General features: G+C 31.8%; 26 protein-coding genes and 1 riboswitch. Of the genes, 11 read left to right on the top strand and 15 right to left on the bottom strand.

Annotated elements, in window-relative coordinates:
* Positions 1-253: 253 nt before the first annotated feature.
* Entirely contained in the window at positions 254-568 is a 315-nt protein-coding gene (locus Q0050_RS10175; RefSeq protein WP_298395085.1) for a hypothetical protein, read from the bottom strand.
* A 12-nt stretch (positions 569-580) separates the two neighbouring features.
* The gene (locus tag Q0050_RS10170; protein WP_298395083.1) at positions 581-868 is read right to left on the bottom strand and encodes a hypothetical protein; all 288 of its coding nucleotides are present in this window, start codon (positions 866-868) and stop codon (positions 581-583) included.
* 583 nt (positions 869-1,451) lie between these two features.
* Between Q0050_RS10170 and Q0050_RS10165 the strand changes: the two genes are divergently transcribed.
* Positions 1,452-1,844, top strand: coding sequence for a hypothetical protein (locus Q0050_RS10165; protein WP_298395082.1), 393 nt, complete (start codon positions 1,452-1,454; stop codon positions 1,842-1,844).
* Positions 1,845-1,870: 26 nt separating this feature from the next.
* Here the strand turns inward: Q0050_RS10165 and Q0050_RS10160 are convergent, their stop codons facing one another.
* Positions 1,871-2,629: an NYN domain-containing protein gene (locus Q0050_RS10160; RefSeq protein WP_298395081.1), complete on the bottom strand. Its 759-nt coding sequence runs from the start codon at positions 2,627-2,629 to the stop codon at positions 1,871-1,873.
* Positions 2,630-2,852: 223 nt separating this feature from the next.
* Here Q0050_RS10160 and Q0050_RS10155 point away from each other — a divergent pair, with 223 nt between their 5' ends.
* Entirely contained in the window at positions 2,853-3,809 is a 957-nt protein-coding gene (locus Q0050_RS10155) for an ion channel (RefSeq protein ID WP_298395078.1), read from the top strand.
* 33 nt (positions 3,810-3,842) lie between these two features.
* Here Q0050_RS10155 and Q0050_RS10150 read toward each other — a convergent pair whose 3' ends face one another.
* The 7 genes from Q0050_RS10150 to rmuC form a co-directional block, all read right to left on the bottom strand.
* Positions 3,843-5,996 carry a hypothetical protein gene (locus tag Q0050_RS10150; RefSeq protein WP_298395076.1) on the bottom strand — a complete coding sequence of 718 codons (2,154 nt, stop codon included), beginning with the start codon at positions 5,994-5,996 and terminating at the stop codon, positions 3,843-3,845.
* A 9-nt stretch (positions 5,997-6,005) separates the two neighbouring features.
* On the bottom strand, positions 6,006-7,925 hold the full coding sequence (locus Q0050_RS10145) for a transglutaminase family protein (protein ID WP_298395073.1): 1,920 nt from the start codon (positions 7,923-7,925) through the stop codon (positions 6,006-6,008).
* Positions 7,926-8,016: 91 nt separating this feature from the next.
* Positions 8,017-10,065 carry an FG-GAP-like repeat-containing protein gene (locus Q0050_RS10140; RefSeq protein WP_298395069.1) on the bottom strand — a complete coding sequence of 683 codons (2,049 nt, stop codon included), beginning with the start codon at positions 10,063-10,065 and terminating at the stop codon, positions 8,017-8,019.
* Between the two features lie 47 nt (positions 10,066-10,112).
* On the bottom strand, positions 10,113-11,213 hold the full coding sequence (locus tag Q0050_RS10135) for a hypothetical protein (protein ID WP_298395066.1): 1,101 nt from the start codon (positions 11,211-11,213) through the stop codon (positions 10,113-10,115).
* Between the two features lie 110 nt (positions 11,214-11,323).
* Entirely contained in the window at positions 11,324-11,869 is a 546-nt protein-coding gene (locus Q0050_RS10130; RefSeq protein WP_298395063.1) for an acyl-CoA thioesterase, read from the bottom strand.
* Between the two features lie 3 nt (positions 11,870-11,872).
* A complete protein-coding gene (locus tag Q0050_RS10125; RefSeq protein WP_298395059.1) occupies positions 11,873-12,241 on the bottom strand; it encodes a 6-phosphogluconate dehydrogenase in 369 nt (122 codons plus the stop codon).
* Positions 12,242-12,256: 15 nt separating this feature from the next.
* Positions 12,257-13,666 carry a DNA recombination protein RmuC gene (gene rmuC, locus Q0050_RS10120; RefSeq protein WP_298395054.1) on the bottom strand — a complete coding sequence of 470 codons (1,410 nt, stop codon included), beginning with the start codon at positions 13,664-13,666 and terminating at the stop codon, positions 12,257-12,259.
* Positions 13,667-13,794: 128 nt separating this feature from the next.
* Between rmuC and Q0050_RS10115 the strand changes: the two genes are divergently transcribed.
* The 5 genes from Q0050_RS10115 (at position 13,795) to Q0050_RS10095 (ending at position 17,218) form a co-directional block, all read left to right on the top strand.
* The gene (locus tag Q0050_RS10115; RefSeq protein ID WP_298395052.1) at positions 13,795-14,781 is read left to right on the top strand and encodes a DUF4476 domain-containing protein; all 987 of its coding nucleotides are present in this window, start codon (positions 13,795-13,797) and stop codon (positions 14,779-14,781) included.
* Positions 14,782-14,850: 69 nt separating this feature from the next.
* Positions 14,851-15,438, top strand: coding sequence for a pseudouridine synthase (locus Q0050_RS10110; RefSeq protein WP_298395050.1), 588 nt, complete (start codon positions 14,851-14,853; stop codon positions 15,436-15,438).
* Positions 15,439-15,445: 7 nt separating this feature from the next.
* Complete coding sequence (locus tag Q0050_RS10105; RefSeq protein ID WP_298395047.1) at positions 15,446-15,898, top strand: tRNA (cytidine(34)-2'-O)-methyltransferase; 453 nt, start codon at positions 15,446-15,448, stop codon at positions 15,896-15,898.
* Positions 15,899-15,902: 4 nt separating this feature from the next.
* Positions 15,903-16,379 carry a hypothetical protein gene (locus Q0050_RS10100; RefSeq protein WP_298395044.1) on the top strand — a complete coding sequence of 159 codons (477 nt, stop codon included), beginning with the start codon at positions 15,903-15,905 and terminating at the stop codon, positions 16,377-16,379.
* 8 nt (positions 16,380-16,387) lie between these two features.
* Positions 16,388-17,218 (top strand): hypothetical protein, encoded by an 831-nt coding sequence (locus Q0050_RS10095; protein WP_298395042.1) that lies wholly within the window; start codon positions 16,388-16,390, stop codon positions 17,216-17,218.
* A gap of 84 nt (positions 17,219-17,302) precedes the next feature.
* Here the strand turns inward: Q0050_RS10095 and Q0050_RS10090 are convergent, their stop codons facing one another.
* From Q0050_RS10090 to Q0050_RS10070, 5 genes are all read right to left on the bottom strand, one after another.
* Positions 17,303-18,064, bottom strand: a complete 762-nt coding sequence (locus tag Q0050_RS10090; RefSeq protein WP_298395039.1) for a dienelactone hydrolase family protein — start codon at positions 18,062-18,064, stop codon at positions 17,303-17,305.
* 63 nt (positions 18,065-18,127) lie between these two features.
* Positions 18,128-18,910: an ABC transporter ATP-binding protein gene (locus Q0050_RS10085; protein WP_298395036.1), complete on the bottom strand. Its 783-nt coding sequence runs from the start codon at positions 18,908-18,910 to the stop codon at positions 18,128-18,130.
* An 82-nt stretch (positions 18,911-18,992) separates the two neighbouring features.
* Complete coding sequence (locus Q0050_RS10080) at positions 18,993-19,406, bottom strand: GxxExxY protein (RefSeq protein ID WP_298395034.1); 414 nt, start codon at positions 19,404-19,406, stop codon at positions 18,993-18,995.
* 120 nt (positions 19,407-19,526) lie between these two features.
* Complete coding sequence (locus Q0050_RS10075) at positions 19,527-20,555, bottom strand: iron ABC transporter permease (protein ID WP_298395032.1); 1,029 nt, start codon at positions 20,553-20,555, stop codon at positions 19,527-19,529.
* A gap of 234 nt (positions 20,556-20,789) precedes the next feature.
* Positions 20,790-21,926, bottom strand: coding sequence for an ABC transporter substrate-binding protein (locus Q0050_RS10070; RefSeq protein WP_298395030.1), 1,137 nt, complete (start codon positions 21,924-21,926; stop codon positions 20,790-20,792).
* Between the two features lie 38 nt (positions 21,927-21,964).
* Positions 21,965-22,238: riboswitch (cobalamin riboswitch) on the top strand.
* A gap of 79 nt (positions 22,239-22,317) precedes the next feature.
* Between Q0050_RS10070 and Q0050_RS10065 the strand changes: the two genes are divergently transcribed.
* The 4 genes from Q0050_RS10065 (at position 22,318) to Q0050_RS10050 (ending at position 25,954) form a co-directional block, all read left to right on the top strand.
* Positions 22,318-24,270: a TonB-dependent siderophore receptor gene (locus Q0050_RS10065; protein WP_298395028.1), complete on the top strand. Its 1,953-nt coding sequence runs from the start codon at positions 22,318-22,320 to the stop codon at positions 24,268-24,270.
* Between the two features lie 136 nt (positions 24,271-24,406).
* Positions 24,407-24,916 carry a sigma-70 family RNA polymerase sigma factor gene (locus Q0050_RS10060; protein WP_298395026.1) on the top strand — a complete coding sequence of 170 codons (510 nt, stop codon included), beginning with the start codon at positions 24,407-24,409 and terminating at the stop codon, positions 24,914-24,916.
* Entirely contained in the window at positions 24,903-25,355 is a 453-nt protein-coding gene (locus tag Q0050_RS10055; protein ID WP_298395024.1) for a hypothetical protein, read from the top strand. The genes Q0050_RS10060 and Q0050_RS10055 overlap by 14 nt, the downstream gene beginning before the upstream one ends.
* A 77-nt stretch (positions 25,356-25,432) precedes the next feature.
* Positions 25,433-25,954, top strand: coding sequence for a DUF4252 domain-containing protein (locus Q0050_RS10050; RefSeq protein WP_298395021.1), 522 nt, complete (start codon positions 25,433-25,435; stop codon positions 25,952-25,954).

The raw sequence follows: 25,954 nt of genomic DNA, 5'->3' as shown, positions 1-25,954 counted from the left end.
TACGGATATTTTTAATTCGAAGAACTTTAACAAATAATAATATCAAACGTCTTGCGGAAGATAAATGTGAAGTGTAATTGATATGACCTGCGTAATTTCCGCTGCTGACCACTAACGTTCCGGTGCTTGGCGAGGTTGCGAACTTCGGAACTGATTATTTTCTATCAAAGATAAAATTTCTTGCGAAATGTAAACGTGAATTTACTACAAAATTCGCAATCTTGCCAAACGCCTGTTAGCGGCTGGCTTTTTTTTATTTGAAATTTTCTGGTGGATTTTTTTTCAGACTTCTAATCTTCATCGCCATTTTTGATAATGGTAATTGTGCCGTTAAAATTTGCTTTATGGTATGTTTTAATAAATCAATATCCTCATCTTCTACGCTTAAATTGTTAGTTTCCATTTCTGCTAAAATAGAAGAAATTTTCTCATCAATCATTTTATTTTCTTGATTACTATTAGATGATTTTTGAATTATATCTTGAGCAATATTCATTAAGTTTTTTCTAATTGAAGGTAATTTAGTTAACGCTTCAAAGAAATCATAATTTTCACTTTTGGAGTTCATACTTGAATTATTTTATTTTGAGTTAAAAATTCGATTAAACATTTCAATACATTCGTTTCTTATGTATTGCTCTAAATCAGAGTCTTTAATAAAATTAAATGACATTCCATTATTGGTTGTTTGAGTAACGTAATGATTATGAAGTCTGTCACTTTTATCGTGAGTAAACTTTTTAGGTCTTTGCTCAAAATAGTCTAAATGTCTTTTTTCTATTTCAAGCATTCCAATTTTAAATTTTTCAATTTTTTCTGCGGCTTCTTTTCCGTAAAACAATTCATTTAAATTTTCTGTTGTGTTCATTTTTTTCTTTATTTTAAATTAGCACAACAAAAATAGATAAAAACTATTATTATTTATTTCGTTATATATTTTAACTATTAACAAATTTATGAACAAAATATGTTTTTAGCAGGATTTTTCGCAAGCTTGCCGCTAACTTACATATAGACGCTACTAACAATCGTCTATACTTATTTTTACGCATTTTTTTATTAATTGTAAATATATAAAAATGCTTACAACAACAATTACGGTTTTCCTCAATTAGGTACAGAAACTAAAAATCAGCGCAGTAATGTAGTTATTGATTTGTGAACAATTAAGTGATTTTTTGCTGTCGTTCGCTGTTTAAAACTGGAAACGTGTTGCTTTATTTTGGTGGATAAAACCATCTTAAAAAGATCAGAATCTTTTAGGAATGCCATTGTATGCAGAGCTACTAACTGATTTTCGAACACCTAAAAACGCGCTAATTTTATCGATAAACGTCACTGTGGTTGTGATTTAAAGAGTTTTTTATCCGTTAAACGATTTTTAATTTAGAGTTAGCTTATTGTTATTATGTTTGAAATCAAATTAGAAGTACTAACACTATTTTTGAGCTATGGAAAATATTTTTGATCCCGTATTTAGGCAAGATTACTTAAATGGGTATGCCTGTGGTTTAAATCCTTATGCCATTACTGATGAGGTGCAAAGGAGCGAGGCTTTTCGCTCAGGATTTATTTCGGGTCGTCTTGATTATGAAATCAGAAATGGTTATGTTATGGATGGTATTCCAAAACGTATTGTAACCAAAAAGGTTTTGGAAGATTTTCTACTAGCCGGTTTGTTAGGTTTACCACCAGATACTGATGGTTACACTAATTTTCAATTGAATGTTCTAGCCAAATGGTACCAAAGCGGTACCGAAAAATATGATCCGAACCAAAGCAGGTATTTGTTTGCTATTTTAGAAAAAAATGGCATTCAGGTTAAGGAAACTTATCATATGTAAATGCAATGCTACTCGCACGTAAGTAGCTATTTTCTTTTCACATAAATGTGTTTGATATTGTTTTTACCGGTATCGCGTTCGTCGATTTCAAATTGATTGATGTTTTTTATTAATGCCAACATTTTTGGAAATCCGTAGTTTCTTGGGTCAAAATCAGGTTTCTTTTTGAGCATTAAATTCCCCAATTCTCCCAAGAAAGCCCAACCGTTTTCGTCTTCTAAATCGGAAATACTGTTGGCCAATAGCTTAATAATTTTAGGATCTATTTTACTGATTGGATTATTAGTTTTAGTGGTTTTGGTAGCTCTTTTGTTGGTGTTTTCAACAATAGGTTCTAAATCGGGTTTTTTAAGAATTTCAATATAAATAAACTTATCGCAGGCTGTAATGAATGGTGTGAGGGTTTTCTTTTCACCAATGCCAATAACTTTCATTCCGGCTTCACGAAGTCTGGTGGCCAATCGTGTAAAATCGGAATCGCTAGAAACGATACAAAATCCGTCGACTTTGCCGGTGTATAAAATATCCATTGCATCGATGATTAAGGCGCTGTCGCTCGCATTTTTACCAGTAGAATAACTGTATTGTTGAATAGGAGTGATGGCATTTTCGAGCAAAACTTTTTTCCATCCGGATACGGTTGGTTTGGTCCAATCGGCATAAATACGCTTGAAGGTTGGTGTTCCGTATTTGGCAATTTCTTCAAACATTTCTTTGACGTTGGCATAAGGAACGTTGTCGGCATCGATAAGAACAGCAAATTTAAGGTCGTTTTTAGTAGTCATTGGTATATTTCTTAAGTTTATAAAAGTAGTGAATTAAACTAATAGTGCTACAAAATCAGTGCGTTTTTAGCCCAGATCGCAGTGTAAAGCCATTGTGTAAAAAAGTGCTATTTTTGTTGTTGCAAAAAAGCGACCATAGAAGCTCTTTTTGCAACGTACAAAAATGTGCTTTTTTAGATAATGCTTGCAGCGTAGAGCTGGATTGGCTTTTAAATATAAAACAATGGCTTTTAAAAAAAATATTAATAACAAAGTTAAAGACGATAAGAATTCGGGTTTTGGTGTGAATGCGTCGAGTTATGGCGGTAGGTTTGTAACAAAATCGGGTAATGCGAATGTGCGAAAAACCGGAATAGGTTTTTTTGAAGGTATAAGTTGGTACCACACGATGTTGACGATTCCAAGATGGAAATTTTTCTTTATTATTTTGTCTTTTTATTTTTTGGTGAATTTTGCTTTTGCCTCAATGTATGTCTTGATTGGCGTGGAGCATTTAAGAGGAATAAGTGCAGTGTCAGCTCTTGATAAATTTGGTCAGGCGTTTTTCTTTAGTATTCAAACCTATACGACTGTGGGTTATGGTCATATTAGTCCGAGTGGGTTTTTAGCAAGTTTTGTGGCGTCGGTTGAAGCACTTTTTGGTTTGTTGAGTTTTGCTATTGCAACGGGTTTGTTTTATGGTAGGTTCAGTCAGCCCAAAGCTCATATTGTTTTTTCGGAAAATGCAATAATTGCGCCCTATCAAGATAAAACGGCCTTAATGTTTAGATTAGCGCCTTATAAAAATGCGAATTTAACCGAAGCTGAAGCAAGAGTGACGCTTGGTATTCATTTGGAAGAAAATGGCAAAATGGTCAATAAATTTTATCAATTGGGATTGGAATTAGAAAAAGTAAATGCCTTAACGTTGAGTTGGACTTTAGTGCATCCAATAACAGAGGACAGTCCGTTGTACCAATTGTCGGCCGAGGATATAAAAAACACGATTGGAGAGATCATTGTTTTTATAAAACTATTCGACGATATGTACAGCACAACAGTGGTAAAGCGAACTTCCTACACCTTTGACGAAGTGGTTTATGGCGCTAAATTCTTGCCAATGTTTACCAGAAGTGAAGATAACAACAAGACGGTTTTACACATTGATAAATTGAATCTTTTCGAATACGTTAAATTATAAAAAAAATGCCGTTCGATTAGAACGGCATTTTGGTTAGTTTTTCTTTAAAAGTACTTTTTCTTGGGTGAACTGATAAGCAGCATCTAAAAACTGAATCATTTTATTCCAGTTGCTGTTGGGTTCATAATAGTTTTTGTAGTATTTAACGGCTTTGATAGTAAGTTTGTTTCCTGCTAAAGTGGCTGAACTTACAAAACCACCCGTTTCATTTTCTACTTTTTTGTTTAGTTTGTCTAATCCGGCAACGGTATATCCTGCTGGGATTTCTAATGTGATTTCGTTTTCGAACGAACGTGGATACACCATATAAATATTGTTTTTACGTTCTTTCTCTTTTTTATCAATCTCTACTTGAGAAGTGATTAATTTTCCGATTTCTACTAGGTAATTATCACCAGCTTTTTTGATTAGGTTGTTTTTTATTGCAAAATCCTCTTCGTAGATTAAAGGTGATTTTTTGCCAAAACGTCCGGTGTTTTTAATGGTGAATTTGTGGTCGTCGATTTCAAAATCATATTCTTCGGCAGTGGCTTTTTTGAAAGCTTCTTTCTGTTGGTCTTTTAGTTTGTTAACGACAGCGTCAATTTCTTTGCCATAGCGTTCCTTTTCTTTTTTGTTTTTTATGTATTCGATAACCGATTTGGTTCCGTATTTAGCATAATCTTCAAAAGCGTAATCAAAGTAATAAAATTTATCGCTTTGTTCATTTTCTTTTAAATGACCAAAATAAGAAGACTCTTTTTTAACAGTAAGTCCCGAAAAATCGTCTGAAATAGTAACTTGAGAATTGATTTTAGAAACGTTATCTTGCATAGTGCTTGCTGGCAAATTAACGTTTACTGCGTCAACCACTTTTTTTCCTTTGGCTACTTGAAGAGCATAGGCTTTGCTGTTTTCGAGGTTGTAATTAAATTGATCAGCGCTTGTGTAAGGTGAAAAATATTCCAAATACATTGGTGTTTTGGTGTTTACTCGCAACAAAACATTGACATTTTTTTGAATAAGCAAATCGTCAATCGAACCATTATATTTTGGAGTAGCGACAATAATATCGTAGTCATAATTGTTCTTTTTCAGGAACTCCATAAAGTAATTTACAAAGGATTCTTCAGTTCTAAAAAATATCGGATTTGAATATAAACTTAGTGCATAAAGTTTGGTAGCATCACTAATAATGAATGCTTCAATAAACTGCGTGAAGAACATGTGTCTAGTGTAATAGTAGACTTCTCTAATTTTTTCTTCGTCGCTAGCAAATGTTTTTCCTTTTAGAAAATCATTAATAACAGATAATGAGCCATTTGGACTGAATTTTTCGTCATAATAATTGAAAATATCTTCTTTAGTAACTGTTTTTTTAATTACTTTTTCAGAATTAGATAGAAACGCATCGGCACGTTTTTCAAATTTTCCTGAACGCGCGAAAAATACTTGAAATTTATAACAAGGTAATTCTGCTAGAGGCAAAAACCAACGTGGAAATTCATTTTTTTCAATGTCTTTAGCAACCAATTCATATTTTCGTTCACCACTGTTTTTAGTTGGAATTTCTTTTAATTCGGGTGCGCCGTTATAGGTGTTGAAGTTTACAAAAAAGTCATTTTCAGTATCGAATGCTAGTTTCATATCCATTATAGGATAAACATCGCCCAGTGGTGCTTCTTCAGGTTCAAAACCAAATTCATAAATGGATTTAAAAGGCTCAACGCTGTAGTAATAAAAATCAATAATATCGCCAATTTCTAGATTTGCAATGGCTATTTTCTTCTCTTTATCAACTTCTTTGGCATTTTTTTCGATGTCAACATCAATTTCTTTTCCGGTTGATTTTACAATTTTAATTCCGATGACATTAGTTCCTTTGCCCAAAGAACGCATTCCTTTATTAGAATAAAATTTATCCTTAAAAGAGAATTCTGAAAATTCAGTGATTGCAGCTTGGTCTTGTAATTTTATTCTTTTTCGGATGGCTGAGGTGTAAGTTACACTAGCGCCAAATTTGTGATAATTATAGTATTCAAATTTGTAGATGATGACAGCCGATTCATTTTTCCATTTATCAGGAATAGTGTTAGCCGTTTTATATTGATCTGATTTTCCCCAAAAGAATTCCTTAATTTCGGCTTTGTCCTGAGCAAATGTTGTGGTACTTATCAATACTAATAAGTATAAAAATAATTTTTTCATTGGTGGTTTTTATTGTTTTGTGAATGTAATTTGTTGGTTGTAATTGGCAATTAGTTTTTTGATAAAATCATTCCATTTGGTCATTTCAGCAGCTTTAATTTCGCCATTTTTAAACAGGAATACTTTTTTGTAAACGATTTCTTTATCGGTTTTTTGGAAGGTAATTGTGATATCAAAATTATTTTCTTTAACAATCAAATCACTCGGAATTTTGGTCACTTGATAACCCGCAGGAATTGCTAAAGATACCGTCGATTCGTAATTTTTCTTAAAATCAAATTGATAATCGGTTTTTCGGTCTTTTAATTCGAAACCTTTAAATTCATTCATATATTCCAAATCAACATAGATTTCATTGTCAAAACTAGACACTTTATTGGAGACATTTACATCATAGTCAATAGTAAGTTTAGCATCACGATTTTTTAAATCAGAAGTTTTGATGTTCGTTATTGAGGTATTTTTTTCTCCTTTTGATAAATAACTATCAAGGGTTTCGCTCTTTTTATCATTTTTGAAGGTGTTATAAATGTAAAGAAATTGGGCGCGACTTTCTCCGACATAACTTTTAGAGCAACTTCCTTCTAGTTTTTCATTATTTATTGCTAAAGTAGCTTTGAAAATTTCTTTATTGCTTTCGTGACTCGCACTCGGAACTTTGTCAATAATGAATTTTGCACCATCTTCAATCATCACCTCTTTGTTTTGAATGCGTTCAGCATATTCACCAAAAGAGTTGAATTTTTCAGTGCCGTCTAAATAGTATTTTTTGCCTTTTAAGAATAAAGTACAAATCATGTGATTGTCAACTGCCAAAGATGGTGTTTTGTAATCATAAGCTATGTGCTTGGTTCCAATCCAAGTTAGTCGTGCGTCATAACCTGCTATGATAAGCATTTGCTTGATAAGGTTAGCCATTCCTTTGCAATCACCATAGCGTTTTTCAAAAACGTGATTGGACTCATCGGGTTTAAAACCTGCAATGCCATCTTCAAAAGCAATATATCGGATGTTATCTTGTACCCAATAATAAATGTTTTTTATTTTTTCTTCGTCGGTTTTTGCATTGGCTGTAAGTTCGCTTACTTTGCTTTTTAAAACCGCAGTATCATCTTTCATTAAATCTACTAGTGATTTGTACCATTTGTATAAATCGGCAGTCGAACCAAAAAGTGGTACGTCTTTATCTTTCAGTTTAAATGATTTTGCAATAATCAATAAATGTGGATAAATATAACTTCTTCCTGGCGCATCTTCATCTTTAAAAAGCGCTGGAACGTCATTAATTGTATAAGTATAAATTGTGTTGTTTTTAGAATCTTTAGTTTGAGATTTAGTGATTTTAGCTCCATCAAAATTAAATTCTTTTAATTCTGCATTTAACCATTCTGGAACAGTAACAACAATTTGTTTTTTTAAGACTGGAAACTCGTCATTGAAGTACAAAGAAGTAAAATACTTAACATCATCATACTTTTTTTCAAGCTCATAATTATAAACATAACCTTGAACCGGAAAATTTACAACGGTATGTTTTACACGAGCATCGTTATAGAATAAATCATTGTCTTTATAGAATTCATCTACAACATAGCTTCCAACACTCTTGTCGTTGCGGTACTTAAGATTAAAGGTTTCAATTTTAGATTCGCTATCATAGAATTCATATTTCTGTATTGTTGCTCTATGATTGATATTCATTAAACGCTCGTTTATAGAATGATTCACAATAACTTTAGAATCGGTTTTATTTAAATCAAAGCTAACGATTTCTGTGCTTTCAAGAATAGCAACATCATCTTTGTCATAAGTAGTTCTGATTTTTTTAGCTAAAAGAATATCCTCAGGAGTTGGATCAATATTTTTTTGCGCAAGAATTGTTGTTGAAAAAAATAACATTAAAAATGTTAATCGTAAGATGATTTGCATCGGCGTTCAATTTTTGGGAAATATACAAAAAAAAACTTCTGTTATAATTTAATTTACAACAGAAGTTAAAGGGTTTAAATGGTTGTCACATCTATTCTTTTAAGAATTTTTGTGTATATTGTTTAGCATCAGTATCAGTCAATTTAAGAATATAGGAACCTGTAGCTAACGATTCTACATTAATTGCATCATTAACTATAACAGACGATAATATCAATTTACCATTAAGGTCAAATACTTGCGCCTCTTTCATAGTAATGGCTTCACTAGATTTAATATTCAAAATATTTTTAGCAGGATTTGGATAAATGTTAAACGCTGCATTCGCAAATGTATCCACGTTTAAAGTTGCACCTTCAACCACATTAATTCTAGTGTTAATCGTAGGGTTATTTATAGTGTCAACTGTACCCGATGGCCATCTGATAATAATTTGAGTAATTGCAGTTGCACTGCCAATTCCGAAATGAGCGTTTAACGAACTCATGTATTTAAATCCATCACCACTGTGAATTTCTCTTATTTGTTTTCCCCACGCACCATAAATTTCGACTCTGGCACCAATTCCATAACTGTTACTGGCAACTCCTTGAAGCGATACTTTTACCCAGTTATTAGCATTTGGTATGGCATAACGAATAGTGCTTCCGTTTAAGAGATCTATAAATCCGTCATCGTTTAAATCTCCAATTCCACCCACGGCAATGTTAGTATAGGAAGCAGGAGCAAAGGTATTGTTGCCTAGGTTAAACATGATTTTGTTTCCGCCACCTAAAACATCAACAAGACCATCGTTATCGAAGTCGTGTGCAACGTGCTCGATACTTGTACTTGTATTAAGATCCCAGCCAGAACCAGATGTTATATCTGTAAAAGTTCCGTTTCCGTTATTTCTCATAAATTTGTGAGAACCATCTGCTGTTGAACTTGCACCAACGACAATATCTAAATCGCCATCGTTATCATAATCAGCCCAAGCCGATGACCATGTTTGTACTGGATCATAAAGGCTAGCAGCTACCGAAACATCTGAAAAGGTTCCGTTACCATTGTTTCTATGTAATTCATTAAACTTTGCAGTTCCTGAACCTCCACGGCATTTTGCCAAAAACAAGTCTTGATCACCATCATTATCATAATCCACAAAAATAGAACCATAATTTCCACCTTCAGGATGAATTCCCATTGTTGTAGCGCCTGGAGTGATTCCTGATTGATAGAATGTTAAAGCACCAGTTCCATCATTCATAAAGTAAACGTTTGGATCAACATCATGACACGAAAAAGCATCTAAATTACCGTCGTTATTAAGGTCAACAAAATTCGTTCTTTGGCAAAAAACATACTGAGTAAATGATTCATTAGTATAAGCTGTTCCTGTGTTATTCGATTTCCAAAAAGTAACTGCTTGTTGTCCACCAAGTATTAAATCATTGTAACCATCTTTATTGTAATCTCCAGCTGCTAAACTCCAAGAAGGCATGTTGCTTGTTCCAGTAATAGGAAAGTCGGTATTAGTAAAAGTTCCGCCTGTTCCTTGATAGTGAATTCTTAAATTATTTGCACTCACACCGGCAATGTCATCTTTTCTGTCACCATTCATATCAACTACACATAAGTTATAAGTACTATTAATAGTTGCTATATTTTGAGTAGTATATGTAATTCTTTGTGGAGTAGGAACAACTAATGGGTTTTCAGTTAGTTGAAAAGTAAATCCATTGGACGACCATCGATTATCAAATGCAATAGTATAAGTTGTTCCCGCAGTTACATTGAACACAGCAACTGTTGAATAACTTGCGCCAGAGTCGTCATCACCGCCAGCACAAGTTAAGTTACCACAAGTTCCAGTATAGATATGAACTCGTGTATCTACTCGTGGCGTATTTTGCGTTATATCTGTAGAAATAGTGACTGTATAATTTTGTGTTGGAGTATAAGAATACCATTCACCTCTGCCTGTTGTGCCTGCTATTACACCATTGTTAGCGCAAATTGGTGAAGGCACATCGGTTCCATTTACGCCAGTTACAACGTGTAATCCTGCCGTTATAGGTACTGCAGTTCCACAAGTATCTTGGGCAAAAGTCCAAGTTGTTGAGAGAAGCAACAGTAATGATAAAGTAATTTTTTTCATTTATTTAAAGTTTTGGTTTGATTTATTAGTAAGTTTTAAGCCGATGATTAAGGACAATTAGATAATGAGTTAATCCATTGTTCTATTAATGCAACACCTTCTGTATGAATTTCGGTTCTGCCTAATAAAGGCATTCTGAAGCTTTCATTATCAGTATTTAAACGATAATATAGCATTGATCTATTGATGTTATTTGGATTTACAATTTTGCTCAATGCTGGAGGAAAATCGGCCATATCTTGAGTATCAACACAAACACCCATATTGGATAAATTAGCTGTTTCGCTAAAGGCAAAACGCATTGGTCGGTAATCACAGTGACTGTTTGTTTGATGACAATGTGCACAGTTAATATCAAGATAAGAACGAACTCTTAGCTCCAAAGGTTGTGATGCATCTTCATAATTTACTGTTGATGATACTGTTTGCGGTAAGTTATTTTCGAGATAACCAACTTCAATCCATTTTGCTAATTGATTTTTTGCACCAGTAGCGTAAGTAAAATTGTGATTTAAATTTTGAGGTTTGATTCCGATTGGAATAGGTTGTTCGTTGAATTTATGACAAGTCATGCATTGTTGGTCGGAAGGTATTCTGTAATTGTCAACTGTTCTAACAATATTATTTTCGTCTTTCCATAAAACGGTGGTGTTACTTCCGGCCATATCAAGAAAAGCTTCGGTTTGATCTGCATTCCAAACATATTCAGCAAAAATCCAACCTGTAGATTTTTTAATCATTATTCTTGTTTCAATAATTCTTGTTGCGCCAACAGGAGTTGTATTTTGAACATTATCATAATAAAAGTTTTTAATCAAAACAGCACCAACTGGTAGGTTTAAAATAGTTCCATCATTGCTGTAAGTAGCTTTGGTTCCTTTTGGCATCCAAACGAATCTCTTTTTATGAGCATAATCCGTAAATAAAGAGGACGCAGGTTCATAAATCAAAACATCCAAAGCTGGTTTTTGATTTTTCATTGGTCCGTCAAAAAAACGATAATCTGATAATTTTGAGTAAGGAACTTGAGTTAAATCAACTCTAACAGGAGAAACTTCGGTGTAGGTTTCTTCATCTGATTTCGAACAAGAGATGATTATTGAGGTAAAGGCAACAAGTGATACTACTAAGGCGTAATATTTTTTCATAATTGATTATTTGTAATATTCAAAAATAAAAAAAATATCACAACTTCCTAATAATAATTCATTTATGTTAATAAATTGTGCTTAAAAAAATTGATATTTTAATAAAATACTTAATTTAATTCTACTTTAACATTGAAGTTTTTTAGCGATTCAAGGGCTTCTGCCGAGTTATAATCAAATATTTCTTCGTGCAGATTTTTTTCTTTTTTTAGGCCAATTTGTTTTACGCAATTATAAAAGCGTCGAATTTCTTCTTTATTTGTTAATAACAATCCTGGAACTTTTGTGTTTTTTCCGTTTTCATCTTTTGCCACCATTGTAAAATAGGAAGAATTGCAATGTTTGACTTTACCGGTTTGAATGTTTTCAGCTTCAACTCGAATTCCGACAATCATCGAACTGTTTCCAACATAATTGACACTAGCTTTTAAGGTAACTAATTCGCCAACTTCGATAGGATTTAAAAAATCAACCGTATCCACTGATGCCGTTACGCAGTAATTCCCAGAATATTTAGAAGCACATGCAAAGGCAATTTGGTCTAATAACGAAAGTAAGTAGCCACCGTGAATTTTACCGCTAAAATTGGTATGCGATGGCAACATAAGTTGCGAAATTGTGACACGCGAAGACCTTATAGATTTGAACTCGCTCATTAGTTATTTCATTTTAAAAGGTGATTGATCTTGCTCTACTTCGGTAACAAAATAATTGGTATCACCCCACCAAGGAAAAGTTCTATAACGTTCAATATAAGTTACTTTAACATATTTTCCTTGAAATTCTTTTAATTGTTCAATCACTTTTTCGTCTTTATCTAAAACTGAAAATTTAAATATTTGTGCGCCAGAAATTCCTTGACTAATTTCGCCTTCCCAAGTTTTAAAAAGAACACCTTTACTGCTAATTTTTATTAATTCACCAGAACGAACTCCTTCGCTATAAGTGGCATAATAAACAAATGAAAAGTAAGCGGTTGCAAAAACGACAATGGATAAGATTAAATAGATTATTATTTTACGTAGCATAATTATTATTTTTTATTAATTAGATTCTATTAAGGAATTGTCAGCACTACTGGCTCTGTTTATAATATTTTCAGGCAGCGATTTTTTGGCTTTTGCTCCCATTTTTTTCAATTTTTCAACACTTATGATTAAGTTTCCTTTTCCGTCAACAAGTTTGTTCATTGCGCCTTGGTATTCTACTTTGGCTTCGTCCATTTTCTTGCCAATTTTGACTAAATCTTGAACAAAACCTTCAAATTTATCATACAAAGCACCAGCTTGACGTGCAATTTCTAAAGCATTTTCTTGTTGTTTTTGGTTGGTCCACATACTGTCAATAGTGCGCAAAGTTGCCAGTAGCGTAGAAGGTGTAACGATTACAATATTCTTTTCAAATGCTTTGTTGTATAATGTAGTATCTTCATTTAATGCCAATGCAAATGCCGATTCAATTGGAATAAATAGCAACACAAAGTCAGGACTTTCCATTTGATACAAATCGTGATAGTTTTTTGTTCCTAATTGATCAACGTGGCGATTTATCGAAATTACGTGTTCTTTTAAAAATTGTGCTTTTAAGGCATCATTTTCTTCATTAATGTAGCGTTCGTAGGCTGTTAAAGTAACTTTAGAATCGACTATCATTTTCTTTCCGTCAGGTAAATTGATTACCACATCAGGGAAAACTCGATTACCTTCTTCGGTTACAAAACTTTGTTGCACAAAATATTCGCGATCTTTTTCTAAACCTGATTTTTCTAACACGCGTTCTAAAATCAATTCACCCCAATTTCCTTGCATTTTACTATCACCTTTTAAAGCTTTAGTCAAATTCAAAGTTTCTTTACTCATTTGCTCATTCATTTCTCGCAAACCTAAAATTTGTTGACGCAAGGCCGCGTGATAATCAATGCTTTCTTTGTGAGTGTCTTCGACTTTCTTTTCAAAAAGTTGAATTTTGTCTTGCAACGGCGAAAGAATATTTTTTAGATTTTCTTTATTTTGTTCGGTAAATTTGGTCGTTTTTTCTTCTAAAATTTTATTGGCTAAATTTTCAAATTCTTTGGTGAATTTTTCTTGAAGTTGTTCTACTTCTTGTTTTTGCTCTTTGTTGCGTTCCCACAGATTTTCAAAATCAGTTTCTTTTTTTGATAATTGAATGGCTAAAGAATCTTTTTCTGAACGGATGGTTTCTTTTTCCGCATTAGAAAGTGCTAGTTGTTTTTCAAAATCAATTTTATCCGATTGAATTTGTTTTTCAAATTGATTTCTTTCGTTTTGAAACTGTTCTTTAAGTTGAGTAATTTGTGCTAATAATCCATTAGATTTTTCTTCAAGAGATGCTTTTTCTGTTTGTGATTTTGCTGAAAAAAGTATTTTTCCAATGAAAATTCCAATGGCTAAGGCGATGATAAAAGTTGATAAAACTAAAATTGTACTGTTCATTCTTGACTAATTATAAGAGTTTAAAAATACACAGATTAACTTATAGATTAGAAATTTTTGGCATTATTTTTGAAAATTTTAATATTTATAAAAATTATTATATTTGCTTAAACTAAAAAAATATTATTATGATTAGAAAAATTACACTTTTAGCTTTTATTATTTTTTCCTCTATTTCTTATGCTCAATTTGGTCAAGGTCCAGTGGGTCATTTGACTATTTTCTCAGAAGATGGTGATAAGTTTACACTCATTTTGAATGGTGAAGTGATTAATGATACACCGCAAACAAATTTGCGTGTAGAAGATTTGAATCAACCTTATTATAATGCCAAAATTAAATTTCAAGATCAAACGCTTACTGAAATCTCTAAAAATAATCTGTTAATAGCTGATGCTGACGGTATATTTTCGGATGTAACTTATAAAATTAGAAGAGATAAAAATAATAAGACTAAAATGAAAATGAACTTTTTCTCAATGATACCAGTTCAGCCTAATTTTATTCCGTCTTCTAATGTGCACGTAGTTCATTATGGTCAGCCTCAACAAGTGGTTGTTACTCAACCTGTAGTTGTTGCCCAACCAGTTGGTGGCATATCTCAAACAACTACCACAACTACAACTCAAACTGGAGGAACAAATGTAGGTGTTGGTGTGAATATTGGCGGTGTAAATATGGGTATTTCAATTAATGATTCAATGGGCGGCGGTGTTGTTACGCAAACTACGACAACTACTACAAATACTGGAGTTGTTCATAATCCTGCGCCAGTTATTAATCAACCTGTGAGACAAGAACCAATTCGTGGTTGTGGAGGAAATTCTTGTATGGCACCAAGAGATTTTAATGCGGCATTGAGCACCATTAAAAATCAAAGTTTTGAAGATACTCGTTTGAAAACAGCGAAGCAAGTTATAACCGCGAATTGTTTAAACGTAGATCAAATTATTCAAATTGCAAATACATTCAATTTTGAAGATAACAAATTAGAATTTGCAAAGTTTGCTTATGATTTTTGCATCGAACCAAGAAATTATTTTAAACTAAACGGAATTTTTTCTTTTAGTAGCAATGTTGATGAATTATCGGATTACGTTCAAAGTCGAAATTAATTGCACAAAAATTTAAAGAAAGACTGTCATTGTTGGCAGTCTTTTTTATTTTTACAGAAAAATAATTCAATGCCCGACCATCGACATTTCTTAATCCACAAACCCTACGGCTATTTATCGCAATTCATTTACGAATTAAAGCGTAAGAAAAAGTTACTAGGAGAATTATATGATTTTCCGCCAGGAACAATGGCAATAGGTCGATTAGACGAAGATTCTGAAGGTTTACTTTTGCTAACAACAGATGGAATGATGAGTGAAATTGTTCGCAGTAAAAAAGTAGAAAAAGAATATTATGTTCAAGTAGACGGCATTATTCATCAAGAAGCTATTGAAAAGTTAAAAAGTGGAGTCGAAATCGGTTTCAACGGAAAGAAATACCTCACTCGAAAATGTCAAGCTTCCATTTTAGAAACGCAACCCGAATTTGGAGATCGTGGAAAAAAAATTAGAGACGAGCGTCACGGACCAACTTCTTGGTTAACCATAACCATAAATGAAGGTAAATTTCGGCAAGTGCGTAAAATGACATCGGCTGTAGGATTTCCAACCTTGCGATTGGTTCGTGTGCGAGTAGGAAACATTTTTTTGAATGACTTAAAAGCAGGTGAAGTTGTTGAGGTAGGAGATTTTTCAAATATTAATGATACGTTATAGATAAATTATGTTAAATGTAGTTTTAGTTGAGCCAGAGATTCCGAATAACACTGGAAATATTGGTCGTTTGTGTGTTGGAACCGAAAGTCGTTTGCACTTAATTCATCCGTTCGGATTTGTAATTAATGATGCTAATTTAAAACGTTCTGGTTTAGATTATTGGGTACATCTTGATGTAACCGAATATCAAAATGTTGACGAATGGATTGCAATAATTCCTGATAAATCAAGAGTATTTTTAATGAGTTCACATTCTAAAAAATCAATCTACGATGCTGAATTCCAAGATGGTGATTGGTTGGTTTTCGGAAAAGAAAGTAAAGGATTATCGCAAGAAGTTCTTGCTAGATTTGAAAATCATTTAACCATTCCGATGTCCAACTTGATTAGAAGTTTTAATGTGGCTAATTCGGTAGCATTTGTTGTTGGTGAAGCTAAGCGGCAAATAAATTTGAAATAAAAATATGAGACCAATTGTTGATTTAAATAATCAGTGGCATTCTGAAGAAACGGTTGTTTATTATTCAAGATTGAACACGATTTTTTTACTAGTTTTCTCTTTAATTTTAACAACTGCTGCTTTTTATTTTATATTTATTACTCAGTATATTTTAGCACTTATTTTTCTAGTTGGTTCTATTTTTTTGCTGAATTACATTAAGCATTTTTTATTAGAGTGGAATACGATACAACTAAGAATTAATTCAAAAGGAATACTAGTTAGAGATGAACCTTTAATCTCGTGGAGTTTAATTGAAAATGAAAGAATTACCTCTAGTATGGTTGGTCGAAATCAAATTTATTATTTTAAATTTTATAATTCGGAATTGCATAAAAGTTATGAATTTAAACTAGATAAATATAATTATGATTTTTTTGAGTTGATTAAGTCTGTTGAAATTCATAGAGAACGTTTCAATAAAAATAATAAAATCATCTAAATTAATTTATGAGAGAAAATATTACAGTTGCAGATGCAATCAATAAAGGAAAAATAAAGTTAGTTTATCTACCGATGTGTTTGCTATTCCTATCAATTGGATCAGGTTTTTTTCTTCAATATTTGCAAATTCTTGACGGTTGGATTATTCCAGTTTCATTCGTGGTAGGTTTTGTTTTGTCTTGGTTGGCGTGGAGTTATTTTGTGGTGGAATGGAAAATTTGGGCTTTTGAGAACGTTAGAAACGTACATGAATTAAAACGAAAAGCAATAGAACAAAAGTTAATTTGGAATGATGAAAGTTGGTTTAATAAGACACAAATTATTAGCTATGAACAAAAGCAAAAATTAAACTATTTAGATAAAAAATTTCTTGAAAAAGATGTTTATAAAGATGATTTGAATGTTCCAAAAGAAACTTTTATTCATTATTCTAAAGCATCTTTAATTTTTGGAATTGTAATTGGACTTGCATTTGTAATTGGTGGATTTTATTTTTTTGAAACTAATGATCAAATTATAGTTGTTCTTTTATTCGGCGCACTAGGATCCTATTTTTTTATTTCATCATTACTAAAATTATTTTCAAAGTCACCAAGAATAATACTATCTTCAGAAGGTATTTTGTTGCACAAAAATGAGTTAATGAAATGGGAATACATAACTAAAGAAATGACTGAAATACGAAGTAGCGGTAAACATACAAACTATTATTTGGTTTTTTATTACAAAAACAAACAGCAAGAAATGCAAATTGATGATTTAGAAATTGATAATGACAAATTAGAAAATTTGCTTCAAGTGTATAGAGTTCGTTTTGAAAAAAAACATCCAACATAACAAATAAAAATCCTTCAAAAAATTATCGATTTGAATCATTAATTTTTTGAAGGATTTAACGTAATTACAAAAGTGTATTTAAAATTATTTGAAAATTTCGTTAAAGAAATCGTTCATTGCTTGCCAAGATCTTTTTGCCGCTTTTTCGTTATATGCTGCGCCTTTGCTATTATCATTTCCGGCATCTTTGTGCGTAAAAGCGTGAACAGAATTAGCATAATAAATCATTTGCCAATCTGCTTTTGCTGTTCTCATTTCGTCTTGAAAAGCTTTAACTTCAGTTTCAGGAACATAAAAATCGTCTGCACCGTGAAGTACTAGCACTTTGGTAGTAATTGGTTCAATAGTTCTAGTAGCATCTCTGCCTAAACCACCGTGAAACGAAACCACACCTCTTATTTTCATATTGGTTCTTGCTGCTTCAATTGCTCCAGTTCCGCCAAAACAGTAACCAATTACAGCAATTTTATCAGGATTTGCGCCTTGTTTTACAAGTTCATCTAACGCTAATTGAATTCTCTTGTGGTATTCTGCAATATTAGTTTTGTAATAACCTGCAATTTTTCCGGCTTCACCAGGATTGTTTGGTCGTTTGTCAACACCATAAATATCTGCAACAAACGTTAAATAACCCAATTTAGCTAATTCAGCAGCATTTTCTTTGGCATTATTATCAATTCCCATCCAAGCTGGTAGAAGTAAAACTGCGTTTCCGTTCGCTTCTTTTTTAGTTGGAGTAGAAACAATTCCTTCTAATTTTTGTGCTCCATCAGAGTAAGATACTAATTTTTGTGCTTGTGAGGTTAATATTGCAAATGCAAAAAGTAATGTAAAAAGATTTTTCATAATTATTTTTATTTACACCAAAAGTAGTTTTTTAAATAATTTTGCAAGCCAAACAAATCATAATTATTTGATAATAAATTTTCCGAAATTAGGATCAAATGTTATGTTTTCATCTTTAAAAAGTAAATCAAAAATCCCTTTGGAAATTAGATTACAAGGTTCATCTTGGGTAACAGTTTCATCAGTCATCACTATCATTTCATCAGAAAGTTGAATGGCTAAATCAATATCGTGTGTCGAAAATAAGATGCATTTATTAGTTTCTTGAGTCAGTTTTTTAAGCAATTTAAAAACCGAAACTTTATGTACTAAATCCAAATGTGTTGTTGGTTCATCTAAAATAATTAGCGGTGTGTCTTGTGCTAATGCTCTTGCAATCAATACTTTTTGAAATTGACCATCACTAATTTCAAAATGTTTTTTAGGATTTAAATGTTCAATTTGAGTAAGTCTAATCGATTCATTTATTTTTTCAATATCATTTTCCGAAAGATTTCCTATCCAATTGGTGTAAGGTTGTCTTCCGAGAGCAATTAATTCAAAAACGGTTAAGTTGCTTGTTGGTAATTTTTCGGTTAAAACCAAACTTAAATTTTGAGCTAATTCTAATGGTTTATAATTTTGAATCTCTTTTTGATTTAAAATAATTGTTCCTAAAAGTGGTTTTTGAATTCCGGTAATTGTTCGTAATAAAGTTGATTTTCCGACACCATTCGGACCAACTAAACTTATTAATTTTCCTGATTTTAAATTCAAATTCAAATTAGATGCAATGACATTATTTTCCTTCTTGGTAACATAACCAATGGATAAATTAGAGGTGGAAAGAATGGTATTGTTACTCATTATAAATTTTTAAACACATAGAAACATAGAAAAATTATGAATAAAGATTGTTACAGAAGCTAAAGCTTTTCATTTAGGGTTATTAAACTTCGGGTAGCTTTTTAAAATATTCATTGACAAATGTTTTTTGTCCTTCTTTAAATATATTGAAACAATTGAAATTTATGATTATACCTTTAGGAGCTTTCAAAAGTTTCATATAAGTTAACAATTGCGCTTCGTTTATTGGATTTAGCTGTAAAATCGACTTTAATTCAACAATCAAACTGTTCTCAACAAATAAATCACATCTGAAATCTACTTTCAATTCTTTTTCTTTGTAAAGTAATGGAATTTTCATTTCTGTTTGAAAATTAATTTTTCTACACATTAATTCTTCTTTCATACATTCGTGATAAACACTTTCAAGTAAACCTCTTCCTAAAGTTTTGTGAACTTCAATAGCTGAACCAATGACTTCATAAGTTAAATCGTCTAAATATTTTTGTGTAATCATTACAATCATTTTTCTTAAACACATCGAATCATAGTTTTCTAATCTATAAAAAAACATCGCTTTTTTTACTATCAATTTCTTGTAACAATAATAAAATCTATGTTTCTATGTGTTTCAAAATTATCTAACTAAATTTTTCTTCCTAATTAACAGCCAAATTACAATCGGCGCACCAATTATAGATGTAATTGCATTAATAGGTAAGGTAAAATCCATTCCTGGCATTTGAGAAATCATATCGCAAAAAAGCATAATGATAGCACCAATTAATAGTGTTCCGAAAAAGACTATTTTGTGATTGCTAGTTTGAAATAAAAGCTTTGCTAAATGCGGCACTGCTAATCCAATAAAAGCAATTGGTCCGGCAAAAGCTGTGATGCTTCCTGCCAAAATACAAGTTGCTAAAATGATAATATATCTTGATTTCTGGATGTTTAAACCCATACTTTTTGCATAATTTTCTCCTAACAAAAGAGCGTCTAAAGCTTTGATTGATGCCAAACTTAAAAGCAATCCAATAATAACCGAAATGGTTAAAATTAAAATAGAATTCCAAGATAAGTTACCAATATTTCCCATACTCCAAAAGGTAAATCTTTGCAGTTGTTCTGCTGAACTGAAATAGGTTAAAACCGAAACTATAGCACTTGTAAAACTACTAAACATTAATCCGACGATAAGAATTGTTGTCGTATCGCGAAGTCGTTGTGAAACTATTAAAACCAATAGGAGTACCAAAAAACTTCCAACACACGAGGCAATAATAATTCCGTAGGACGAAAGTAAAATTTCAGATAAAAATGAGGGCAATAAACTCGCGCCCAAAATTACAAAAGCAACGCCTAAACTCGATCCCGAACTTAATCCAAGAACATAAGGTCCAGCAAGCGGATTTCTGAATAAGGTTTGCATTAAAAGTCCAGAAACTGATAAACCAATTCCTACTAGAATTGCTGTGATTGCTTTTGGTAACCTAAAATTTATGATGATGTATTCCCAAGTTTCTTTGCTTGCCGTATCGCCCAAAATACTTTTAAAAACTTCTTTAACCGGAATAGCCACTTGACCAAAAGAGATATTCAATAATAATATCAATAATAAGGTCAATGTCAAAATTGTAAAAAGAATTGTATTTTTAGTTTTGAGCATTTTTTGGGTTTTAAACCATTAATAAATTAAATTTATAAAGGTTTGAATTCTTGCAAAGTTGAGAAAAATTCGCGAAATGACAACATTTTTTCAATTGTGTAATTCCTGAAAAGAATTATTTCTAAACCATAAAGAAATAAAGATTCATTAAGTTTTGAATAACTTTATTTTTAATAATTCGTGAAATTTCAACTCTATTTAACTCGTGAAAATTCGTGAAATTCGTGTAAAAAATCATTTCAATTTCTCAAAAAAGAAAGGAGTGTAACCAGCCAGTAATTCGGGATGCAAAATTTTAACCAAATCTTTCAATACTAAGTCAGGTCGATTTGGAGCTAATTCATAATACAAAACGCCACCAGTTTTTCCTTTTTTTCCAGCAAAAGAATAAACGTTTTTATTTTGAAAAGCTTTGAATTGACTGTAATGTGGATTAGCATCAGTCATTTCTTTGAAAGTTGAAAATTGTCCAGAAGTAATCCAAAAATCAGCATCTTTTGCTTTTTCAAAAACCTTTTCGAAGGATAATGATAAGCTTCCGGTTCCAGTAGTTTCTTGCCATAAATAATTGGAATTGGCTTCCTTCAAAATCAAACTTCCCCAACTTGTTCCGCTTGGTAAATACCATTTTCCTTCAAAAATATCACCTGCTAAAATTGTAGGTTTTGAAGTCGCTTTTTTAGCAATTTCTATGGTTTTTAGATAATCTTTTTCAATTTTAGAAAAGATTTCGTTGGCTTGTTCTTGCTTGTCATATATGGCACCAAAAAATTTAATCCATTCTGCTTTTCCTAAAGGAGTTTGCTCATTCCAATCGCCATTTAAAAGTACTTTTAAACCACTTTTTTCTAAATTATCTAATGTTGGATTACTGTTATCTAAACCATAACCAATAATTACATTGGGTTGTAAATCAATTAGAAGTTCGGTATTTAAGGATTGATTTGTTCCTAATTCTTTTACTTTTTTGGCATCAATCAAAGCGCGAACTTTTTCGGATGAAATGTAATCTAAATTTGGAAAACCTGCTAACGATTTCTCTTCATTAAGCATTTCCAACGAAGGAATATGTGTTGTTGAAGTTACCACGATTGACTGAATAGGAACAGCAATAGTGAGATTATTTTTTAATGAATCAGGAACAATTCCGTCTTTCTTTTTTAGAATGTATTTGTATGTTTTTGAAGCTTTTGGCCAAGGATTGTTTACTGTAACAACGGCATAACCTTCATAATTTACAATTGAAAAACCTTTGGCATATTTTATTTCGTTTGTCGGAATTACTTCAGTTTTAGTGCTGGTTTCTTTTTTGCATTGAACAAAAGTGAAAATGATAAGTACTAGGAGAGTTGATTTAAGAATTCTTGACATTGGTTATTTTTTTTGCAAAAGTAGTATAAATTCTATTACATTTGCAGCCGTATTTCGGTTGTGACTTTGAATTTTCAGAGGAACATTAAAAGGGAAGGAAGTGATTGAAGATTGAAGATTAACGATTTCTGATTTTAGATGTAAAATCAAAATTTAAAAATCATCATTCATAATTCAAAAATCTTACGCTGTACCCGCAACTGTAAGCTACAAAGCTTGTTGTTATCTACGATGTCACTTTTCGTTACGGCGATTGGGAAGGCAAACAACAAGACGCAAGCCAGGAGACCTGCCATTTACATTGAGTATCAAACTTTCGGGAAAAAAGGTTTGGGTATGGGTAATTCTGTGCTTTTCTCCCAGTAGTATTAAGTTATTGTTTAACAAAAAAATGAACAAAAATTTCATTCGTATCAGTGCTATTTCAGCATTGATGACAACTTGTGGCTATGCCCAACAACAAGATTCAGTTAAGGTGAATCAACTTCAAGAAGTAGTAATTTCGGATACTAAATTTGCTCAAAGCAAAGAAAAATCTGGAAAAGTAATCACAAAAATTTCATCGGAAGAACTTGAAAAAAAATCAGGTCAATCACTTGCCAAAGTATTGAGTTCGGTAGCTGGAGTTGAGATTAACGGAAATCAATCGGCTAACGGAAAAAATCTGGGTTATTACATTCGAGGTGGAAAAAATCAGCAAGTTTTGGTGGTAATTGACGGAAATCCTGTTACCGATGCTTCTGGAATTAGTTTTGAGTATGATTTAAGATTACTTCCGGTCGATCAAGTCGAAAGTATTGAGATTATGAAAGGCGCATCAAGTACACTTTATGGAACAGGTGCGGCAACTGCAGTAATCAATATTACTTTAAAAAAATCTTCTAAAAAAGCTATTCAGGCCAATGCTTATTTTAATATTGGTTCGAACAACACTTCTACTAACGAAAAATACAATGGTCAAGATTTTAACCAAGGTTTTTCTGTTAACGGAACAGTGAGTAAAGTCAATTATGCGGCATCAATTAATAGTACAGAAAGTGGCGGAATGTCGCAAATTGCTGCACCTGAAAATGTGAAGTATGAAAATGATCGTTTTTCAAGAGTCAATTATTTGTCAAAAATCGGATTTAAAGCCACAGATAATTTGACTTTAGATTTTTTCGGTAATTATGATATTTTAAAAAATGATTATGATTTTTCATATGATAATACTGGTTTTAACGATACTAATTTAAATACTAGCTCGACAGAACAATTTCGTTTTGGATTTTCACCAAAATTTAAATACACCAAAGGTGAGTTTGTTTTAAATTCAAGTTTTACCAAGTTACAAAGAGATTACACCGAGTTTAACTCTTGGACAAGTGCTCTTGATAATTCACTATATGAATCAAGAAGTGTGAATTTAGATGCTTTTAATAAGTATAAATGGAACAATAATTTTTATATTGTTTCAGGTGTAAATTATCAATTTTATGATATGTTGAGTGAAACGCCTTATGCCAATATCAAAAGAGAAAACACCAAATTTAATACAGTTGATCCTTATTTTACTGGAGTTTATTCTTCAAAATTTGGTTTAAATATTAACGCTGGAGCACGATTAAATGTCCATAGTGAATACGGAAATCAAGTGGTTTACAATGTTAATCCGTCTTTTAGTTTCGGAAAAGATGTTCCACTTAAACTTTTAGCTTCTTACAGTACAGCTTATGTAACACCAAGTTTATACCAACTTTATTCTGAATTTGGAAATACGAAATTAACACCAGAAGAAAATGCTACAATTGAAACTGGTTTTGAAGTAGGATTGTTAAAGAAAAAAATGGTTTTCAATGCCGTAGCTTTTTACAGAGAACAAAATAATAGCTTCGGATTTTTCTATGATGCAGTCACTTTTGATTCGTATTATATAAATATTGAAGGTATTAATAAAGCTAAAGGTATTGAAACTGAATTGAGCTTGGCTTTAAACAGTAAATTTAAATTGAATGCCAATTACACCTTCACGCAGGTTGACAAGAATCTGGAACGATTGATTCCAAAGCACAAAGTTAATGCTTCAGTAGATTATTCAATTACAAATAAATTATTCTTCAACGTAAACTATCAATATGTTGATGGAAGACAAGATGTGTTCTATGACGGAGTAAATTTTGATACCGCTACTGTAAGATTAGATTCTTATCAGTTGGTAAATGCTTTGATAAAATATGAATTGATTAAAAATAGAATATCCGTTTTTGGATCAGCTACTAATATATTAAATGAAGCATTTGTTGAAAATATTGGATACTCAACACGCGGCCGAAATTTTAGATTAGGTTTAAATATTACCCTGTAAAGATTTTTTTAATTGTTTTGTTTATAGCGCTTTCAAAGGTTTTTGCTTTGAAAGCGTTATTTTTTTTTATAAAAATTAAAGTATCGTGTAACAAAATTTAGTGTCGTTCGTCTTCCTTATATAACCAACCAAACCAATGCAACAAAACGAGTTCATAACGATAGTTTCACCATTTAAAGACAAGCTCTTTAGGTTAGCAAAACGATTACTTGTCAGCACTGAAGAAGCAGAAGATGCTACTCAAGAAGTTCTGGTAAAATTATGGACGAAAAATGATTCGCTATCTGAATTGAAAAGTGTCGAAGCGATGGCAATGACGATGACAAAAAATTATTGTTTAGATCAATTGAAGTCAAAGCGAGCCAATAATATGACGATTGTTCATAATAATTACACAGACAATCAGGCAAGTTTGCAGCAAAAGTTAGAAGATGAAGACAGTTTAAGTTGGGTTGAAAAAATAATTAATGATTTGCCAGAACAGCAAAAGCTAATTATTCAAATGAGAGACATTGAGCAATATGAATTTGAAGATATTGCAAAAATATTAGAAATGAATGAGACAGCTATTAGAGTTGCCTTATCGAGAGCAAGAAAAACGATTAGAGAAATAATGACCAAAACACATAATTATGGCATTGGATAGAATAGAAAATTTAATAGACAAATACTTTGAAGGAGAAACGAGTATTGCTGAAGAAAATGAATTAAAAGTTTATTTTTCTTCTACAGATGTTGCGCAGCATTTGAAACAATACCAATGTATTTTTGGATATTTTTCTCAAGCAAAAGAACAACAGTTTACGCAGGAAATCCCACTAAAAACTAAAAAACCTACGAGCGTTATGTGGTTATCTATTGCAGCTTCAGTTGTGGTATTGCTTGGTGTTAGTATGACGATTTTTTTAAACAATACTAAAGCAGATCAATTTGTGGCTTGTTCACCAGAAGACAATCCGGAGTTGGCGCTTCAAGAAACAGAAAAAGCTTTAGCATTAGTTTCAGAACATTTAAATACTGGCATTGAAAGTGTAAGTTATATTAACGAGTATGAACAATCAAAAAACAGAATTTTTAAAAAGTAATCAATCATTAATCTTATCTGAATTTTAAAGGTGAAAATCAGAATTAAGTTCAGGTTAAAAAAAAACGAATAGAAATCATGAGAAAAATAATTTTAATTATCGCTTTAGTATTAGTTTCTAATACCTTTTTTGCACAATCAGTCTTTGATAAATTTGATAATCAAGACGATATCACCACAGTAATTGTAAATAAAAAAATGTTTACAATGTTGAGTAAAGTAGATTCAAAAGACAAACAATCGCAACAATATATTAACTTAATCAAGAAGTTGGATAACTTGAAAGTATTTGTAACTGCCAACGACAAGAAAAGTGATGATATGAAAGCAGTTGCCGATAAATACATCAAAACAACAGGTTTAGAAGAGTTAATGCGTATTAATGAAAAAGGTAAAACCGTAAAGATTTATGTAAAATCGGGCGCAACTGAATCTCAAGTAAAAGAGTTGTTAATGTTTATTGAAGGTTCGGGAAAAGAAGAATCAGTTTTAATGTCTTTGACAGGTAACTTTGATTTAGATGAACTTTCTGCTTTGACAGATAAAATGAATTTGCCTGGAGGTGATGAGTTGAAAAAAGCTGGGAAAGGTAAAAAATAG

It is taken from the genome of Flavobacterium sp., assembly GCF_027483985.1.
Taxonomy (GTDB): Bacteria; Bacteroidota; Bacteroidia; order Flavobacteriales; family Flavobacteriaceae; genus Flavobacterium.
This window is presented reverse-complemented; position numbering and strand designations above follow the sequence as displayed.